Below are 19680 nucleotides of genomic sequence, written 5' to 3' on the forward strand. Positions count from 1 at the left end.
ATTACTCCAAACCGTATGTGCTTCTGATCTGGGAATCCGCCTTTTGGGTTTCCTCCCGATCCAAGATCAATGGAAGATCTATATTCAAAAATTTTAATTTTAAAAATTTGGACTTGGATTCCGAAATAATCCTTTTTAGATCCGCTAGACTATTGATCGGCTCTCCGTTTACTGATTCCAAAACCAGGTTCAGGAAATAATCCGAGGAAGAATTTACCGGATGGGCTAATTTTCTGTAAAGAACCACATCCGCTTTTTTGGTCCTGCCGATCCCATCTTCTATAAAATAATCGTATCTGTATAAGAACTGGCTGCCACCTGAAGTGCTTCCACTTCTGCTCCAAGCGCCGAGAAGATCTCTAGTCATCTCTTGGAATAATAACCCGCCAATCATGGAATAATCGAAAGGATTATCGTATCTGTTTCTCATAAAATCGAAATCAGGCATTCTTTTGGCTTTAAATTCCACATCGATCAGTTTGCCGTTACGGAATACCTTGAATCGGATCGGTTCACCGGAATATTTATCATCTACAGTTTCCGTAAAATCTACTCGGGCATCCTTATCCAAAGTAATGGTCCCGTTTCTTCCGATTGTGAGACCGTCTATCTCTGTCAGATAATCTCCCTCTTTCAGATATCCATCTGCAGAACCGTTAGGAAGAATTCTGGTTACGAATACTCCTTCTAAACCTTCAGGAATACCTTTTGCTTTTCTGAGAGAAGTATTAAAAGAATTGAATGTTCCAATCCCAAGTTCCACGTAACCGTCGTATTTTCCGTCTTCTATATCTTTCAGAAAATGACGGATTACTTTTGTTGGGATGAGATAGCCAATATTCTCCCCTTTGGTAGCGACCTGGAAAGCGACCCCAACCACCTTATTGTTTTGGATCGCAGGTCCACCTGAGTTTCCCGGGTTGATCGCAGCGTCCACTTGTAAAACCAAGTGACTGTCTACGGAAGAATGTTCGTATTTGGATTGTTCTTTCCTGGAAACGATCCCTCTAGTTACGGAGACCTTATTTCCTCCGATCGGATATCCTACTACTATAAGAGAGGAATTCAGTTCAGGAATTTCGCCTAAACTTAAATCGGTCGAATCCTTATAAAATTCAGGATCTTCCGCTTCCAGTACTGCTAAGTCGCAGTCATGGGCAACATGTAATATCTTGACCCTATACCATTCCGTCTGGTTATATCTCTGTACCTGAACGTACTTTGCGTTCGAGATTACATGAGCATTTGTTAATATTCTTTTGTTCCCGATCAGAAATCCAGTTCCTGAACTTGCGCGGACTCCGTCAGTTGCCCAAGGAGTGAATGCGCTAAATGCTTGGGAATACACTTTGATCTGCACGACTGCTTTTCGCACATGATCAAAATCGCTTCTTTCTTCCGAGAAGAGTGGAAAATGAAGAGAGAATACTAGTACGATCAGACAGGATTTCAGGATCTGCATGAGATTCTTAATGTCCTTCGAATTCGCAGATAGAGAATACGTTTACACCTAGATCTTTACTTAATTTTGTCGCTCCGCCTAGATCAGGAAGGTCAATGATGACTCCTACTTCCGGAACTTCTGCGCCTAACTTTTGTAATAACTGAACTGCAGCGATCATTGTCCCACCGGTAGCGATCAAGTCATCCATGAGTAGTATCCTGTCTCCAGGAACAACCGAATCCTTATGTATCTCGATCACATCTTTTCCGTATTCTAGATCGTATTCTTGGGAAACAGTTTCAGAAGGAAGTTTTCCTTTTTTACGGATAGGTATAAAACCTACTCCTAGTTGGAATGCGAGAGGTGCACCTATGATAAAACCTCTTGCTTCGATTCCGGCAACTTTAGTGATTCCTTTGCCTGTGTACCGGTCCACGAAAGTGCCTATGGTAAGAGCTAATCCTTCCGGATCTAATAATAAGGAAGTGATGTCTCTGAATAGGATTCCTTTGCGGGGATAATCCGGGATCGTGCGAATTTTGCTTTTAACTATGGACATGGGCTCGAAGTCCAATTCCATTTTCCGGAAAGGAACTAACAATTCTTTTTTCAAGGGGTAGTAATAGGAGCGGCCTCCAGAAAAGAAGGCCGCAAAGTTTAGGTTAGTATGCTTTTGCTCTAAGAGCTGCAATTCTTTCTTCTAGAGGAGGGTGGGTTGCAAATAAGGATGCAAGTCCTCCGGCTCTGTTAGAAATTTTCAAAGCGGCGATGGTTTCTCCTCTCTGGTCGATCGGATCTCTATTGAAAGCGACTTTTAATCTTTCTAAAGCAGAGATCATGCTGGATCTTCCCGCCAATTTTGCTCCGCCTGCGTCAGCACGGAATTCTCTGGCTCTGGAAACATAAGCTACAACTATAGAGCCTAAAAGTCCGAAGACTACCATAAGAAGTTGTCTGATCATGAACTCCATAAAGAATCCACCGCTGGATCCTCTATCATCGTTACGATTCAATTGAGAAACGATCAACTTACTTACGATCCAAGAGAAGAAGATCACGAATGAGTTGATCACTCCTTGGACCAAAGTCATGGTCACCATGTCTCCATTGGCTACGTGAGAAAGTTCGTGTCCTAAAACTCCATCCAATTCTTCGCTATCCATTCCGTTTAAAAGTCCGGTGGATACGGCAACTAATGCGCTATTTCTGCTAGGACCTGTTGCGAATGCGTTGATCTCAGGAGACTCGTAATATCCAACTTCCGGCATAGGTAGTCCTGCTGCCTGTGCCAATCTTTGCACTCTAGTTAAAAGATCTCTTTGCCATCCGGATGCGTTTCTAGGATCGATCACTTGGACTCCCATGGAGGCCTTTACCATAAACTTAGAAAGCAGCAAAGAAATGAATGCGCCTCCCATACCCCAAATCGCAGCGAATAGAAGGGTACTAGCATAAGGTACTCCGGACTTAGCTAAATAAACATCTAGTCCGGTAAGTCTGAGTATTAATCCGATCGTGAAAATTACCGCGATATTGGTAAGCGCGAATAATCCAAATCTACGAAAAAGCGCCATAGGCGAACAGTTCTCCTTTTTAGAAGTTTTTTAGGCCTCGGTAACTCCGTGCCCGCCGGTCTTCTAAATTCCGGTAAATAGTTAGACCGCTCTAGGTTCCTTCTTTAAGAAAGAAGCGAGAAGAAAAAGTCCCGCAAGTAATAAATATGCCCAAACAAATGGACCCAGGTTTAGCTGAAAAGAGTTCAAAATTGCGTTTCCAGCCAAGGAATAAGAATGTATAAATCCTGTCCCGGCAAGAAGTGCACCGATCAAACTGGCGATTATCGCCTTCTTAAAATCTCTATCGATCACAAATGTTGCGATTGCAGCCCAAACCATGGAGGAAAGTAAAAATCCCTGGGACAAACTCAAAAGCCCGCCTAGAGAATATGGAAAAATCGGCTGATCTAATGGCACTGTAGAAAGCCAGATATTCTGGGTTTTAGAAGCTGCCTCTGTTCCTTCTATCGCTTTTGCAAGAATTGGTGCTGCGTAATTGAATGCACTCTGGATCATCAAAACTCCCCAACCAGCAAGGGCAGGAAGAAGTCCAAGCACAACCGCTGGTGCATGTCTAGTAGGTGTAGCTTCGAATGCTTGTGCACCGATTACTATACCGATCCAAAGTACGATCGCCATTCCTGCTTCGACCGGGATAAGTGCACATACAAAACTGACTAATCCGAAGAATGCAATCAATGTCATGAAAATCCCATTCAAGCTGGAGTAACCGGATCTAGCACCTAAGGCTTTCCAACCTGGATGACCGATATAAATTGTAGTTGGGAAAGGAGATCCGAATAAAGAACCGACTATTGTTCCAACACCATTCATCATGAGTGAATTCCTGGTATTGTATTTGTCTCCGGCTGCTTCTGCTGACTCTATGTTTTGCAATGAACCGATTACGTTAAAAATTCCCATAGGCAAGATCACAGATAAATATTCTCTGATACCGATCTGATTCCAAGCTTCGAATAGATCCCCACCACTCCATACCGGGAAATTAAATCCAAAATCGATAGAGGAGTGTAATGCGGCCCCGTCCATCATTTGTTTTCCTGTGATATGGGGAAGATACCAAGCAAGTAAGGTTCCTACGATTACTGAAATAAGTCCGCCTGGGATCTTAAATGGAAAAACAACTCTTCCGAAATATTGCAAGAGTATAATTCCGAATGGAACAAATGCAACAAGCGGGTTTAAGAATGTACGGACTAAAAAGTCCATGGAGATAAATGTAAGTGCAATTCCTGCAAGTGCAGAAAGTAGTGCCGCTCTTGGAGTTGCCTTGCGGATCTTCTCCGCAATAAATGCTCCAAAAAATTCGATCAAACCGGATAGAAAACTTGCAAGAAGTCCTATAGACCAAGCGGCTTTATAACTGTTCGTCTTTTGGTAAACTGGGAACATTACAAAAAAGACGAATGCGAATAAAGAAACTGTATTGATCCCGTAAGGTAATGCGGTTACATCACTTCTGTTATCTGCGATTGCAAGTTGTCTTGCTTGCCAAGCATAAAAAAGATTTCCGACGAGTAGTGAGATTGCAGCTCCTGGGATCACAACCCTGAATACGAAATCCTGAGGCATTCCGCAAAAACCGATACACAATGCTACCAGAACCAAAATTTGGATCAGGTTATCAATCATCAGCCCGAAGAATCCATCCAGGTCTCCGGCAACAAACCATTTGTATTTGCTCATTTCTTTGTTTTACTCCCGAAGTCTACTTGGATTACATTATCTTTTCGTTTTGAAGATCCGGATTCAGGATCGGAAACTTCTTCTTTGGTTTCTGCCGGAGATGTTTCTTCTTTTTTAGGAGGAATGTCCGGTTTACCTAAATAAATTCTCATTTGAGTGACTGTTTGTTGGGACTTGTCGAAATATCTGAAAATTCCGTCCCAGGGCAGAAAGACTTGCTCCCAAGTGTAGCCGAACTGTAGTTCTGCGTAGACCCATTCTTCTTCTATTTTGATATCTCTTGCGGCGCGGGGTCCTATGACTAGGATGATGCCTGATTCAGGTTCTTCGCCCACGAGTCCTCTTTTTCCGATTTTTAGATCCGGATGAGGCATTACGTGTACATAGAAGGTGCCAAACCTTTCCCAGTACACTGAAAAGAGTTGTTTTTTGAATTCTCGAAGTGCCTGTATGTCTTCTAAATTCGGACTATCCATCATTTTTCAACTTACGCGAGGATTCCTCGCTGATATATTCTTTATGTATTTTATACTCAGGCACGAGCGTCTTGAAAGAAGAGAAGATCTCTTCTTCTAGATCCGATTTTGCTGCTTCTAATAAAGAGTTAAATCTGGCCTGGAAGCTGCTAGGATCTCCTTCCTCTAAAGGAGCTGCAATCCTGATTTTAGGATGATGTGTTTTTTTGATCCCTTCTAAATCTAACAGCAGTTCTTCGAATAGTTTTTCTCCAGGTCTTAAACCTGTGAATACAATTGGAATATCCGTATAAGGCCTGAATCCTGAAAGCCGGATCATGTCTTCTGCTAGATTTAGTATCCGGATCGGTTCCCCCATATCTAGGAGAAAAATTTCTTCCTTCTCCCCCATAGCTGCTGCTTGCAAAACCAATTGTGTAGCTTCCGGGATTGTCATAAAATAACGAATAATATCCGGATGGGTCACAGTTACAGGACCACCATTGCTGATCTGTTCTCTAAATCTAGGAATGACCGAGCCGCTGGAACCTAACACGTTACCGAATCTTACAGTGATAAATTTTGTCTTGGTGCCCTGAGAGATCGCTTGCAGATACAATTCCGCAACTCTCTTGGAAGCGCCCATTATGTTTACTGGATTGACTGCCTTGTCCGTGGAAATTAAAACAAAACGTTCGGTCCCATAAATTTTAGAAATATCCGCTAAGTTCTTAGTTCCGAGTACATTATTTAAGACTGCTTCGGATGGATTGATCTCCATCATAGGTACATGTTTGTAAGCTGCGGAGTGAAATACGACTTGGGGACGATCCGTTTCGAAAACGGAACCAATCCTCAGTGGATTTTTAATATCTGCGATCACTGCTCTGAACTGGATACCACTGTCTTTGAAAACTTTTCTGAGCTCGTAATCTATTTCGTACAGAGGAGTTTCTGCGGAATCGAGTAGGATCATTTTTGCAGGATTAAATACCGCGACTTGTCTGCATAATTCGCTTCCGATAGAACCGCCGGCTCCAGTGATGAGTATTGTTTTACCTGCGATATAAGAACGGATGGATTCTATTTCTAGATCTACAACCGGGCGACCTAATACGTCTTCTACCCGGATCTCTCTTAATTGTTGTACTTTGGGCGGATCGAAAAATAGAGAACCCAAAGAGGGAAGGATCTTAAAATCCACATTTTCGGATTCGAAACTTTTGATAAGTTTACCGATCTGTTTTCCGTCGGGATTACTGAATGCGATGAGAACCTTTTTGATTTCCAGAGAACGGATCAGAGATTCTGCCTGGTCAATTTTTCCGAGCACAGGAACACCTTGGATATGGGCTCCGATCTTGGATTCGTCATCGTCCAAAAGACCCAAGGGGAGAAGGTTCAGATCATTATGCCTTCTTAATTCGGTTAAAAGTGTAGCACCCGTTTTTCCGGCCCCTAGTATGAGTGTCGGAATTCCATCTCCTTGTTTTTTGCGTAGAATGTACTGATCCCTTACTAATCTCCAAGAAAGGCTGCGGATACACAAAAATCCCAAAAGAAGAAGTGTATCTATTACAGGGATCATTCTGGAAAGATGTTCGAATCCGTTATAGAATAAGAGTGCGGTATTCGAGATCAGTGAAGAAAGAATGGTGGTCTTGATAATTTCCACCAGGTCGTGGATGGAAGCGTAAGCCCAAATCGATCTGTAAATATTCGAAAATAGAAATACTAGAGAACGACAGACCACTACGATCAGAAGTGGAATGAAAAAGTCGTTAGGTTCCTGTAGAAATACGGTGGATTCGAAACGAATCAGGTGGGCTAGAAAATAGGAAAGGATCATGAAGCTTAAATCCAAAGGGAAAAGAAGGCTTCGACGATTCCATTGACCCATTAAGTAAAAAAAATGTCGCTGGTGAGGAAAAGTCCAATCTTTTTGAGTTTTTTAGGTTGCTTAAAAACCCGATCTGATTCGAAACTTTAAAGGGCTTTTATTCTAGTGAAAGAATTGATCGTCAATTTACAAGGCAAACTGGATTCCTTACTCGGAAACACTTTTCGAGAAAAAACGGATCCTTTACTTCGAACTGAGCCTCATAAAATTCTACTGGATGCCAGAGACCTGCAAGTCTGGGACGAGAGCGGTTTACTCTCTCTCAAAAATTCTTCTCTCACTCATTTAAGTTCCCAATATGCCGCCTGCGGATTGTCCGAAAGTCTGATGGGAGACTGGAACCGACTTGGACTCCGAGAAAAAATCCCGTACTTCAAAACTAGAGAAGAAGCAAAATATTATCTAGTCTCCGATCAAAATTTAGATCGGAATTTTGAACCTAACGAAAGCACTACGGCCTGTCCGGCTTGCCTCCAGATTTTAAGAGTGCAGGGGAAAGGAAACTACCGCTGTCCTTCCTGCGACCATACTTTCTACCTGACCGCAGACTATAGAACGGCTAGTTACGAGAAATTATTCTAATCCATTCGGAAATAAATTTCCAAATTTTATAGGCTTGCCAGAAAAAATTCCGACTGGTGCTGTTACTATTATATGGGTACACAGACTTCTCACAAGCAGAGTTTCGGGCAAAAAATCCTAGATCTTACTCTAGTTCTTCCGAGACTATTTTATTCGGGAATACGGGCAAAACTTGCCTGGTTTACTGGAAGTCTGATCGTTCTGACAATTCTAATACTTTCCTTCATTTATGTGAGACAACAGACCGAGATTCTCACGGATAGTTATGATAGGGAAGCCGCTATTTCCAGAAAATATATCTCTTCTCTCGTTCTGGAATTGGACAATATTTCCCAAAGTTTGATCCGGATCGAAGAATTTAGAGACCGGGTCAGCAAACAAACAGAAGCATTAAAAAAATATAAAACAACCAAGACCGTAGTCCAAGAAAAGAAGGTTTCCTTTTTTGGGATCAAGACCAGTCTGTTTGGCGCTTTAGGAAAAAATACGGTCCGTAAAACTCTGGATACGTATTATTCCGCTTATCTTTCTAAAGATGATATACAAGTTTTAGAAAAGAATATCCGACTTCAGTTACAACAAGGTGGAGAAGAAGTAGTCGGCGATAAAGAATTCGCACGTCTCCAAGCAATGGCTAAAAAATTCGTATTCGCGGATAGAGAAGCCAATCAAATCCGAAAACGCTTGGGTGAATTAAAAGAAAATCAGGAAAAACCGGATCATACCGAAATCTCTGCCGCCGAAGAAGAGCTCCGTAAAAAATTAATTTTAGCTCGAAAGCTCAGATCTGATTTAGATGAACATATAGTCTCCATACTTGCAGATTCCAAAAAAAGAAAGATCAAAGAATTAGGATTAGATACTGGCAGATTTAGGATCCAAACATTCCCAGTTTCAGGTATCATACCTGGCGAAGCTTCCGAGCCTACATTAGATACTAAAATTTTCGATTCGGAATCTTCTTTAAACCAAGCTCCCATGGAAGAAAATTTGGAAGAAGGTTTAAAATCCGCGTTAAGTTCTCTTTTAGAAGGAGCTGGGGTTTTAGGAGAAATTCGTCCTACTTCTTTCCAACAAAATGGTTTGGAACTGCAGGCATTATATTCTCCTCATTTCAGAAATCCCGCGTCTACGGAAAGAGCCAAACTTTTGGAATCTAGAAGAAATACACTCGGACCTTGGACCAATTATTTAAGAGAAGAACAGGAAATTCTATCAGAAATTTCTAAAATTCCTCCCGTCTTGGAGACCAGACTCAAGGAATTAAAAGAGAAGAAGCCTCCGATTCCTCCATTCAAGGACAAAGAATTTAAGAAACAATATACACAATACGCAGCATTAATACGTAAGAGAAATTTATTATATGCAACGTATCTTCGGAACAATCCTCCTAAAGAAGAGGAAGGACTGGAAGTGGAATCTTTCGGTTCTATTAGGGATTCCGCTTTAGAAGACCAGATCTTACTCAGATTTAGACCGGATGGTTCCGATTATGGGAAATCGGTACAATCGGAAGAAGGAAAAGAAACTTTCCAGAAACGTTGGAATTCCGTCAGAGAATGGATCTATTCCGGAGAAAGTGAAACTCCTACTGCAAAATTAAAAGCGCAATTTCCGGATGGGATTATCGGGAACAGTAGGACGGAAGCTGAACAGATCCTTTGGAAATTAGATGTTACACCTTTAATTTCAGAAGTTTCGGAAGATCTTCCTACAGTCGTATTGGCCTCCAATTTTTCAGGAGTGATCCGAACCGTAGTAGATAGAACGGAAGGTTTGGAATCTATTCGCCGCAATAGAGACAGGGCTGTACTTTCCGCATTAGGTATCTGCGGATTTTCCATCTTCCTAGCTGTGTTTATTTCCGGTTTTGTGGTCACAAAGATCAAACGTTTGATTCGAAACGCGGAACAAGTAGGAAAAGGAGATCTAAACGTAGAATTCGAGCAGGGCGGAAGCGACGAATTCGGAAATCTTTCTGTCGCACTCAACCAAATGGTTACCGGTCTTCGAGAAAGGGAGAAGATCAAAGGTATCCTTGGAAGTATGATCGATCCTGTTGTGATCGGAGAGGCAATGAAGGATCTTGCTGCTCTCAAAAGAGGTACTGAAAAAAGGGTAACGGCATTTTTCTCGGATGTAGCAGGATTTTCTAATATTAGTGAAAAGTTAAGTTCGGTGGAATTATCCGAACTATTGAACGAATATCTTTCCGCGATGACCCTGATCCTGAAAGAACATGACGGAGTTTTGGACAAATACATCGGGGATGCGATCGTAGGTATTTTTAATGCACCGGTAGATGTAGAAGGTCATTGTTTAAAAGCAACTAGAGCTTCTATTAAAATGTTAGATAAGCTGGAAGAATTACGATCCGGTTGGAAGAAGGGCCAAAAATATATTCCTGATGCAAGGGATATGAAGATCCGGATCGGATTGAATACTGGGCTTGCCAAAGTTGGATTTATGGGAACTGATGCTCTCGCATCTTATACGATGATGGGAGACACGGTAAATCTAGCGGCTCGTTTGGAAGCTGCAGGTAAGGATTATGGAGTTTCTATCTTGGTTTCCGATTCAGTTCATACCGAAATTAAGGATTCCATTTTTACTAGAAAACTAGATCTAGTCCGAGTGAAGGGTAAAAATGAGCCTGTAATCTTATACGAAGCGATCTCAGAATTGAAAGGTGTCGCTTCGGCCAAAAAAGAAATTATCGGTTTATATGAAGAAGGTTTAGCACTGTACTTGGATCGCAAATGGGATCCTGCTGTTAAAAAATTCAAAGAGTCAGAAAAAGCAAAAGGTAAGGACGATAAGGCAGTCCAGTTACTTGTAGAAAGATGTAATGAGTATAAAAAAACTCCACCTCCAACTTCTTGGGATGGGGTTTATACTAGGGATCATAAATAACCTAAACCAGTTTAAAACCGGTTAATCTTTCAAAACGGTTTCGGAGAGAATATTCTAAAAGTTTTTTTTCCGAAACCAAAAATGCGGAACGTTTTGCTCTAGTGATCGCAGTATATAAAATTTCCTTTTTGAAAAGTTCCAAGGAAACTTCTTCCGTATTTAGATCCGAAGGATCAGGCGGATAAATAATAAAAATAGAATCATATTCAGAACCTTGGGACTTGTGAACTGTGATTGCAAAAGCAGGTTCATGAGGAGGAAGAGTATCTAATGCGAAGTCTCTGATCTCTCCTTCTATAAAAAATAATGCTCTTAGTTCGCTTCCTCCATTCGGAGTTTGGACTTCTAAAACAAGACCTGTGTCTCCGTTATAAACTCCTCTCACTCTATCGTTTTTCGTAATAAGTATAGGGAGTCCCGAAAAATAAGTTTTGGTCCCGATCTGGACTAAATTTCCTTTTTTGTGATGTAAAATGAGTTCTGTTAATTCTTTATTGATGTATTCACTTCCAAAAATCCCGTTTCTAAGGATTGTAAGTATCTTAAATCGATTTAAGTCTTTGTTTAAATATTCTTTTAGTTCCTGTGGAGAATTCGGATTTGGAAGTTTAGAAAATATAGGCAGAATCCTATCTTCCGCAGTTCTTTTTAAAAATTCCTTCCATTCTTTTTTATAATCTAATGTGATCTGATAAAAACCCTTTAGATCTTCCTTTCTAGAACTTGGAAAAATTGTTTCTAATTGTATAGATTTAGGAAGATTCTCTTGGAATTCAGGCAAAGAAATATTCTCTTTTACACAAAGTTCCGCCGCTTTAGAAATAGAAGAAAATTCCTCTTCTTGTCTATGGCTTGTTTTTAATTCTATTAGATTTTCAGAATTTAGTTTTTTTAAGGATTTGACTAGGTCGGATAAAACCGCTCCGGCTTCCACGCTAGGAAGTTGATTCGGGTCTCCTAAAAGTATAAATCTGAAATTTTCGACTTCGAATGGTAAGGCTTCCATTAATCTGAACATCATGTGCAGATCCACCATCGACACCTCGTCCAAGATGATCACTCGATAGGGGAGTGGGAAATTTTTACCGTATTTATAATTTCTTTTTCTAGGATTATATTCTAAAAGTCTATGTAATGTGGAAGTCGGGATTTCGGAAATGGAATCATCCAATCCGTTTTTTGTACGAAGATTAGAGATCGTATTCTCTAAGGATTCTTTTAATCTTTGAGCCGCTCTTCCTGTAGGTGCCGCAAGCCCAATCTGCTTTAGATCATAACCCAATCGTAAAAGTCCGCGGATCACATTGGCTACTACAGTCGTTTTTCCCGTACCTGGTCCGCCCGTTAGAACAAAAAATGAATGCTGAAGTGCTTTTTCTAAGGCTTCTTTTTGTTCTCCTTCTCCACAAAGTATATATTCTTTATTCCCTCTTTTGATTGAGAGAGGATTGGAAGAAATGAGTTCTTTTAAAACTTCTTGTACTTTTTCGGATTTAGTCCCGGCACCAACCTTGAGTAAGTTTTCGAAACCTTTCTCAACTGCAGTTAGTTGATTGAATATTTTAGAAAAATATAATAAATTGTCTCTTTTTTTGAATAATAAATCTGAGATCGTGTTTTTTTCAGCGAACGGAACTGCAAGATTTCCGGTTTTAAAGGCTTGGATTAAGGATAAGTTCCAAGAGAATAACGTTTCGTACGGGATTTCCTTTGCGTAAGTTGAAAATTCCTGAGTGAGAAACCCTGCATATTCCTGATCTAAAATTGTTTCGAGGGATTCTTCTTTCATTCTTTTTCCGCCGAAATTTTATTTTTCAGATCCAAAGTCTCTTTTATTTTTTCTTTAGAAACTTTTACAAATTCAGGATCTATATCTTGGTAAAAAATCCCTCTTCCCGGTCTATTCGGATCCGTTCCTCGGAGAAATACGAAATACATTCCGCCTAAAAGTTTAGGATCATATTCTTTTCCATATTTGAATCTCAACCAATCATCCAGAACTACTGAATAGATTGCCATCTGCAAAGAATAAGACTCCTGAATTTTTTCTTTCAAATGAGATTCTGAATAAGGATCTTCTCCGAAATTGGAAGAAAGAAGATTGGACTTCCAATCTAAGATCCAATATTTACCTTCAGAAAGAAATATTAGATCCAAGGTTCCTTTTAATAAGTCGGAAGCACCGGTTTGTTCCGGAATTTTCAAAAAGAAATCTACCTCATGTTTTCTTTCAGATATAGGAATTTCTGAAAGTGATATCTTTTCTTTCGAATGAGATAATGGAGTTCTGAGAGTATTCCAAAACAATTCGGAGATTTTTTTAGCAAATAGTCCTAATTGTTCGGAACTATTTCCGTATCCGTATGATTTTAAAATATTATTATACGATTTTAAGATATTTTCGGGGATTTGTTTTGCGGATTTTGCGTTTTTATAAATATTAAAATCTTCTGTTTCCAAAAGTTGGTGAAGTAAATTCCCCATTTTATTAGAAGAGGGGAGTTCTTCTTCTTTAGATTCTTCCGGTGTCTCGTCTGTTTTGAATGTTTTTGTCTCGGAAACCTGGAATCCGAATCCTTCAGAAGTAAAAAATGAGTCCAAAGAAGAATAACTTTCTAAGATAATTTTTCTTTTTTCCGCTTTGTCCGGCCAAATCTCTACGGAACGTAAAATTTCTGATCCTTCTTCTTTGATTGGAATAGTCGTTAATCCGGTGATTGTTTTGTGATCTCTAATCCATTCCTGCTCATATTTTCCTTCTTCATTCTCCCAAAATTTTGCGACAGAAGAATCTTTCGGAAATTCGGATATTGCAGCATGGAATGATTTTCGAAATAATTCCAAAGGGCGTTTTGGATCAGGTTCTGCGAGTAATGGAAAATAAAATTTGTACATTGCCCGAGTTAAAGCTACGTAATAGAGTCTTTTGTCTTCGTTGATCGTATTGAAGACTGAAATTTCCTCTTTATTATTTTCCAAATCTATAATACGTTTTTCACCTTCTCTATATTCCGAGAATTTTTTTCTTTGTGTGCCCCAACCTGAAAATCCTCCGAATAAAAACACAACCGGAAATTCTAATCCTTTGCAAGAATGGATGGTGAAAATTTTAACTCTATCTTCTTCCGAATCTTTTTCTAGATAATCTTTTTCATCTTCCTTGGATACCATCTTGGATTCCAAATAAGTGATTAATTCTCCTAAAGTTTGGTCCGATTTTGATGCCTTTTCGGTTAAAAAGAAAAATATCTGTTTGAAGTTTGTGATCTTTCTTTCCCAGTCCTGTCTGGGTTCCTCCGGAAGGGGAGAAGATAATCTACTTTCTGTCAGAATAGAACCGAATAGGCCTGGGAAATCTTTCTTTCGGGAAAATTTCCTCCAGGTTTCTAAAAGTCTTTTTTCTCCGGACTCAATCGGATATTCTTCGTAATTTTGCAGATTTTCAGGGCGAACACAGAATAGATCGGATATTAATAATTTGTAAAATGAATCTCTACTTCCTTCTTCATTTAAACATCGAAGGATCTCTCTGGCTCGGATTGCCTCAGCTGATCCGAATAAACCGGTTTGTTTAGGATAAGTATATGGGATCCCTCTTGTTTTAAATTGCCTTTTCAAAAATTCGGAATCGTTTTCTCCTCGGACCAAGACAGAGATATCCGACCAGCTCAATTTTTCCGGAGAAGAAGATCCTTCTTTTTTAATATAGATCTCGGACTTTTCGGAAACCAGATGAATTATCTCTTCCGCTAAAAATCGGGAATATTGATCCTTTAATCGATCCGCATTACTTTCCTTAGAAAGAGAGAATACATTTAAGGCTGCACGATTACTTTTATCTGAATATAAAATCGCCTTTCCTGGCATTTCAGGAGATTTTACATTCACGTATTCTATGGGTAAAAATCCGGTTTCTCCAATCGGGAACCATTCTCCTTTTTCACTTCCGAAAATGGAATTATAGGAAGAAATAAGTTCCGGCAAGGACCTGCGGTTTGTATCCAGTTCCGGATAAACGATAGAAGAGTCTGCAAATTTCCCGCCGGTATCGAATTCTCTTTTTGCAGCCAGATAAGTTCCTAGATCTGCTCCTCTGAAACCGTAGATAGACTGCTTTGCATCTCCTATCAGGAAAAGTTTTCCTTCCATTTCGGTGCCGTTGGATTTTTCCAAGAATAATATTCTGAAAATATTATATTGATCCGGATCGGTATCCTGAAATTCGTCTATAATCCCGAATCGAAAACGTTTTTTTAATTCCGATACTAGTTCCGGATTTTTTTCCAAAGAATTGGAAAGTCCTAAAATCATATCCCCGTAGGTAATTGAATTTTCTTCTTCTTTGATTTTGACGGAATCTTCTGCGATATCTTCCGCTAGAGAAATTAAGAAAGAAGATAGAGAGGATTCTAATACGCTTAAGTTTAAAGCATGTTTACGGATTTTTTCTCTTTCTAATGTATAAGAAAGAAATCCTGATTCGCCGGTCGCGGTTTTTAATTCCTCATCGGAAAGAAGGATAGATTCTATGCCGGAACTTTCTCCTCTTTTTAGATCCAGAATTTTTTTAAGAGCGAGAGTAAATGGGAAAGGAGAAAACGGTTCTGAAGAATCGATAAGATTTTTTAAAGAATTTTGAAATTCAATCTGTCTAGCGGAAAGAGCCTTATGTTTATTTGTGTTGATCTTCTTTTTAAAAGATTCCTGAAATTCTAAAAATTTAGGAAGAATGGATTGTATTTCCAAAAATACATTTTTGATAGAACCGATCTCCGGAAATTTCTGAGGGCGGGGGAGAAGTTGGATTGAATCTGGAGAAGAAACCTTCTTCACCGCAAGACCGGATACAAAATTTTCCCAAGTGGTCCCCTGGAATCCGTCATTATAAAAACGATTTGCCTGAGAGAGTATAAAGGGTAAAAGTCCCTTTGGGTATTTTCCACTAAACTCGTTGCGCATTCTTCTATACAATGCTTTGGAAACTGCGGAAAATTCTTCCACAAGTTCAGAATTTTCGGAACTACCTGATTCCAAAGAATATTCTTTTAAGATCTTATGTGCAAATCCATGAATCGTAGAAATATAAGCCTGATCCAAACGAGATGCTTGGTTCAAAAAATAATCCAGTTCTTTGGATTCTTCTTCAGTCGGTGATTCTATTTTTTCTAATCTTAAGATTGTATTTTTTAATTCTGCGCGGATCCTACCTTTTAATTCGGATGCCGCCTTATCCGTATAAGTAAGTACTAATATAGATTCTATTCCAAAAGGAGTTTTATCGGAATCTAAAGAAGTCCTAAAAGAATCTTTTAATATTTTTAGAACTAAAAATACAATTGTATGTGTTTTTCCTGTTCCGGCAGAGGCACCAATAAAACCATTTTTCGTAATATCAATTTGGTCTGCGAAAGAATTGGCCACTGTTTCCGGTTTACTTTTCTGCATAAAAAACCTTCTCCAATGGATGATAAAGTTTTAAGCAGAGGTAAAAGTCCTTTTCACTTATATAATTTTGAGAGTAGGGCAAGAGTCGTATGATCTCATCCAAATAAATTTCAGGATCGTATTGAACTGATTCTTGTGCCCAGATTTTATATTCTTTCGAATATAAATCTAATTTTTCCGGATCGTTCAGATCAATTTCAGTTCTATCGGGAAAATCTTCCCAGATCCCGGGAGAAACTAAAGAGATGGATCGGTTATAAAATTCCTGCACCAGATCAGAGAGGAATTTTTTACGATATATTTCTCCTCCTTCTCGGTTCATATTCAGTATGGTTGGTTTGTCTCCATATCCGAATATTGCAACCACCGACTTCGGAGTATTTTCAGAAGGGATCAGATCCAGTAAAGATTGGATCAGAAACGGTTCGATTAAGTTCTTAAACTTTTTCTTAGAATTCGGATATACCAAAACAAGAGTAAGAGTATCGTCGGCTTCCTTTTTCAGGAAAACATCTTCTTTCAAACCGGTTATTGTGGTTTTGAGTCCATTCAAAATTTGGAATGGAATGGTAGGTAAAGAGAGTAAATTACCTTTTTTAGGTGATACTCCGAAAGTAAAACCGGATAAAACTTCCGAATCTGAAAGTATTTCGGAAACTGCTTCCGAAATTTTTCCCACCTTTTCCGATTTAGTTAAAAATTCAGTATCCCCGAAAATTCCTCTTGGGATATTTCCTCTTTTTTCCCAAATCGAGAAAAGTCCTCCCAAAGAATTTTGTAGTTCTTTTTCGGTCTTTTTCATAGAATAAGACCATAACTCTTTCATAAATTTGAAATTATCCGAGATCCTAAAAGGTTCTTCTGTTGCATTTTCGGATTCCGAAATTTCTTCCGAATATAATCCGAACCTTCTTTGCAAATGATAAGAAAGAGGGGACTTTGCAAATCGAACCAGATCATTCCAATCTATACTTTCCAGATCCGGAGTTTCTTTTTTTGCAGAAGGATTATTCTGAAAATTCCCGAGAACTATTTTACGATAATATTCTTTATCTTCTTCTTTTCCATAGAGAAGGGAAGAAGAAAGATCGAAACTTTTGCGGAACTTCTCCGCGAGCTTTGCCGAAGCAGATTCTTTTTGGATAAAGTATTCTTTACTGTGTTTGTTTAAAGGGACCTTGATCCTAACGGAAGTTTCGGGAGCTAATATATTCTCCTTCAAGGCTTGCTCGAGTAAAAGTAAGGAAGAAGAGGGAGCAATACTTTCATCTTTCGTAATATCTTCCGCAACGAATGATAGGATCAGACTTTGTTTCGCCGAAAGAATTGTTTCATATAATAGGGATTGGTTTAAACCCCTTACATTTATATCTCCTTCTCTAGGAGCAAAATGCCTTAGATTGAAAGCAGAAGTATCGTCTGTTCCAGGGAATAAACCTTCTCCCAATCCTAAAATATATACATGTCGGAATGGGATGGGGCGCATCGGTTGCAAAGAAGATACCGTAATCCCTCCGGTCAAATATTGGCCTTTTCGGACCTGGATCTCTCCTCCGGTTTGTCTGAAAAATGCCTCTAAAAATTTGAGTCTATCCTTAAAACTTTTAGGATCCCAATCTACGGACTTCAATTCATATAATGAATCTATAATATTTTTCTCTAATTCGACTTCGATCGGATTGGAAGAAGGAGATGAAAATAATTCTCTGAGCAGATCGGATAATGAATCTATGATTTTTTCCCCAGAGGTTTTCTGATCTGAAATCAGGGAGGAAAATTCTCCTAATAAGGAAGATACTCGTTTCCAAATTCCTATCCAAGCAGATACGGAAGGACCTGATCCTGAATCAAAAGGAGAGACTGGAAGATCTTCCTCTTCTTCTGCAGATAATATATTCCCTGCGGCTAAACGCAAAAAACCTTTTCTGAAAGAAAATGCAAGCGGTCGATCTTCAGCCAAAGAATCGTCCTGGTACAATTCTAAGTCTTCAGAAAATTTTGCCCATTCTTCTACCCATGAAGGTTCTAGTTCCCATTTAGATTGGAAACATGGGTTTCTAAGTAATTTAAAAATATCCGCTCTGGATCTTTCTTTGGAGAGTAGAGTAAATAAAGAAAGTATCCCACTAATATAGGCACTTGTGTCTGAGGCGAGAACATCTCTTATGCTATAGGGTAATGTTTTTATAGAACTGCTGGACTTTTCCTTTTCCGTAAGTTTTACTTGGATCCCGCCTTCAAATACGAACTCTAAGGCTGCTCTGTATTCTGAAAGATCAGAACAAAATATCCCAAAATCGGTTAATTTGGTTTCTTTAGATTCTGATAAAATAGAAAGAATATGATGGAATATAGCTTCTACTTCTCGGACTTTTCCGGGTGCTTCTAAAATTTGTAAACTTTCATCCGGAAGAAGTCTTGATGAAGCTTTGTATTCCGATCGTCCAAGATATTCTTTGAACTCTGATAAAACTGTTTTTGTTTGTTTTTCTTTTTTGGCAGAATGTGAAAATTCCGCTCCAGAAATTTCCCAAGATTTTTTTAAGGAACGAAATGAGTTTGCCCAGTTTCTGCAGATCTGGTTTCTTTCCGTTCCAGTTACAGGTTCTCCATCCGGAACTCCGAATTGAAAAACTTCCAAATGAATTTCAGGAAGAAGGTTTTGAAAAATAGAGACATAGGTACTTGAAAGTTGAGACAATGCAAATAGATACACATTCTTTGGAGAATGTTTTTTGGCCTTGGACTCAAAGCCAAAATTTCGCATCGAATATTGGATTAAAGTTTCTTTAGAAGGATCAGAATTCGTAAGATAAGAATAGAGTTCTTTCTGAAAGAAAAAAATTTCCGACTGGGTAGCGACTTCTTCCCAGATATCCTCTCCAGGTAATCTTAGAAGTGAATATTTATCTCCTAACCAATTTCGGATCCAATCCTGTCTGTGAAGTTCATAGTCCTTGAAATATTTTGCCAAACGCCCGGAAAGATCTAAAAGCCTCACTGGGTCCGGAGTTTTTCTTCCGGAAGGCAAAAGATAATTTTTGAGGATGGGATACTTTTGGAGAAATTCCTGATCTCGGAGCAAGGTCTCGTAGATCTGGAATTTTCTGGATTCTCCTTGCAGGAATGGTCTGGATTTTGGATCGATTTCGGGAGAAAATTTTTCCAGAACTAACTCTTCTAAAAACTTTTCCAAGAATAAAAATCGGATATTGAAGACTACACCGAATCTTTGGACCAGATCCAGGTTCAACCATGTCTCCATACTCTTGTTCGGGATGATTACCGTCGGAGAATATAATCCGTCCTGCCTCGAGATCTCTTCTCTCAAGGATCCAGATAAAGCTTCGGATAAATCCGCAAGATTGTCGGAACTATGTACTCGTATGCTCATCTTCGATCGGTTCTACCAAAAATTCAGAAATTACGGACCGGTAAAACAAAGTTTTGGTCCGAGAGGGGAGCTCTTATAGGCTTATAAATCAGCAATCCAAAGGATTTTACCTAATGCGACATAATCCTGATTATCGGAAGTTGGGGAAGTGGGTGTGAATTTTAGGTTTTGCGCTAGTTCGCCTATGCACTATGGAATCGAAGGCTTTGTGCAATTACGCCCATGCCAGGCTTTGCGAACCTTCGGCCATGCAAAAAAGTTCGTCCTGAAGAAGACCTATAACT

At 39.3% G+C, this 19680-nt stretch carries 11 protein-coding genes; 2 read left to right on the forward strand and 9 right to left on the reverse strand.

The window, feature by feature from the left end; all coding sequences use genetic code 11:
• Window position 1: 1 nt before the first annotated feature.
• The 6 genes from EHO58_RS01215 to EHO58_RS01240 all read right to left on the reverse strand — a co-directional run bounded on the left by EHO58_RS01215 (window position 2) and on the right by EHO58_RS01240 (window position 7062).
• Window positions 2-1462, reverse strand: a complete 1461-nt coding sequence (locus tag EHO58_RS01215; protein WP_135626776.1) for a S1C family serine protease — start codon at window positions 1460-1462, stop codon at window positions 2-4.
• A gap of 7 nt (window positions 1463-1469) precedes the next feature.
• The gene (locus tag EHO58_RS01220) at window positions 1470-2003 is read right to left on the reverse strand and encodes an adenine phosphoribosyltransferase (RefSeq protein ID WP_100710892.1); all 534 of its coding nucleotides are present in this window, start codon (window positions 2001-2003) and stop codon (window positions 1470-1472) included.
• A gap of 103 nt (window positions 2004-2106) precedes the next feature.
• Window positions 2107-3018, reverse strand: a complete 912-nt coding sequence (htpX, locus tag EHO58_RS01225; RefSeq protein ID WP_135678114.1) for a protease HtpX — start codon at window positions 3016-3018, stop codon at window positions 2107-2109.
• A gap of 81 nt (window positions 3019-3099) precedes the next feature.
• The gene (locus EHO58_RS01230) at window positions 3100-4707 is read right to left on the reverse strand and encodes an NCS2 family permease (protein ID WP_135678116.1); all 1608 of its coding nucleotides are present in this window, start codon (window positions 4705-4707) and stop codon (window positions 3100-3102) included.
• The gene (locus EHO58_RS01235; RefSeq protein ID WP_135626991.1) at window positions 4704-5183 is read right to left on the reverse strand and encodes a ClpXP protease specificity-enhancing factor SspB; all 480 of its coding nucleotides are present in this window, start codon (window positions 5181-5183) and stop codon (window positions 4704-4706) included. Before EHO58_RS01235 ends, EHO58_RS01230 begins: the two co-directional genes overlap by 4 nt.
• Window positions 5176-7062 carry a polysaccharide biosynthesis protein gene (locus tag EHO58_RS01240; RefSeq protein WP_135678118.1) on the reverse strand — a complete coding sequence of 629 codons (1887 nt, stop codon included), beginning with the start codon at window positions 7060-7062 and terminating at the stop codon, window positions 5176-5178. Before EHO58_RS01240 ends, EHO58_RS01235 begins: the two co-directional genes overlap by 8 nt.
• A gap of 105 nt (window positions 7063-7167) precedes the next feature.
• Between EHO58_RS01240 and EHO58_RS01245 the strand changes: the two genes are divergently transcribed.
• Both EHO58_RS01245 and EHO58_RS01250 read left to right on the forward strand, forming a co-directional pair.
• The gene (locus tag EHO58_RS01245; RefSeq protein ID WP_135678119.1) at window positions 7168-7644 is read left to right on the forward strand and encodes an STAS domain-containing protein; all 477 of its coding nucleotides are present in this window, start codon (window positions 7168-7170) and stop codon (window positions 7642-7644) included.
• A 72-nt stretch (window positions 7645-7716) separates the two neighbouring features.
• Entirely contained in the window at window positions 7717-10557 is a 2841-nt protein-coding gene (locus EHO58_RS01250; RefSeq protein WP_135678121.1) for an adenylate/guanylate cyclase domain-containing protein, read from the forward strand.
• 1 nt (window position 10558) lies between these two features.
• On the opposite strand, the gene recD is transcribed toward EHO58_RS01250, so the two are convergent.
• From recD to EHO58_RS01265, 3 genes are read right to left on the reverse strand one after another with little or no spacing between them, the layout of a single operon-like run.
• A complete protein-coding gene (recD, locus tag EHO58_RS01255) occupies window positions 10559-12346 on the reverse strand; it encodes an exodeoxyribonuclease V subunit alpha (protein WP_135678124.1) in 1788 nt (595 codons plus the stop codon).
• Entirely contained in the window at window positions 12343-16002 is a 3660-nt protein-coding gene (locus EHO58_RS01260; protein WP_135678126.1) for a UvrD-helicase domain-containing protein, read from the reverse strand. The genes recD and EHO58_RS01260 overlap by 4 nt, the downstream gene beginning before the upstream one ends.
• Window positions 15989-19396 carry an exodeoxyribonuclease V subunit gamma gene (locus tag EHO58_RS01265; protein WP_135678128.1) on the reverse strand — a complete coding sequence of 1136 codons (3408 nt, stop codon included), beginning with the start codon at window positions 19394-19396 and terminating at the stop codon, window positions 15989-15991. Before EHO58_RS01265 ends, EHO58_RS01260 begins: the two co-directional genes overlap by 14 nt.
• Between the last annotated feature and the right edge of the window lie 284 nt (window positions 19397-19680).

Source organism: Leptospira selangorensis, assembly GCF_004769405.1.
Classification (GTDB): domain Bacteria; phylum Spirochaetota; class Leptospiria; order Leptospirales; family Leptospiraceae; genus Leptospira_B; species Leptospira_B selangorensis.

Coding starts and splice junctions, on each gene's coding strand:
- EHO58_RS01215 (WP_135626776.1), bottom strand. CDS start 1,462: ATGCAGATCCTGAAATCCTGTCTGATCGTACTAGTATTCTCTCTTCAT.
- EHO58_RS01220 (WP_100710892.1), bottom strand. CDS start 2,003: ATGTCCATAGTTAAAAGCAAAATTCGCACGATCCCGGATTATCCCCGC.
- htpX (WP_135678114.1), bottom strand. CDS start 3,018: ATGGCGCTTTTTCGTAGATTTGGATTATTCGCGCTTACCAATATCGCG.
- EHO58_RS01230 (WP_135678116.1), bottom strand. CDS start 4,707: ATGAGCAAATACAAATGGTTTGTTGCCGGAGACCTGGATGGATTCTTC.
- EHO58_RS01235 (WP_135626991.1), bottom strand. CDS start 5,183: ATGGATAGTCCGAATTTAGAAGACATACAGGCACTTCGAGAATTCAAA.
- EHO58_RS01240 (WP_135678118.1), bottom strand. CDS start 7,062: ATGGGTCAATGGAATCGTCGAAGCCTTCTTTTCCCTTTGGATTTAAGC.
- EHO58_RS01250 (WP_135678121.1), top strand. CDS start 7,717: ATGGGTACACAGACTTCTCACAAGCAGAGTTTCGGGCAAAAAATCCTA.
- recD (WP_135678124.1), bottom strand. CDS start 12,346: ATGAAAGAAGAATCCCTCGAAACAATTTTAGATCAGGAATATGCAGGG.
- EHO58_RS01260 (WP_135678126.1), bottom strand. CDS start 16,002: ATGCAGAAAAGTAAACCGGAAACAGTGGCCAATTCTTTCGCAGACCAA.
- EHO58_RS01265 (WP_135678128.1), bottom strand. CDS start 19,396: ATGAGCATACGAGTACATAGTTCCGACAATCTTGCGGATTTATCCGAA.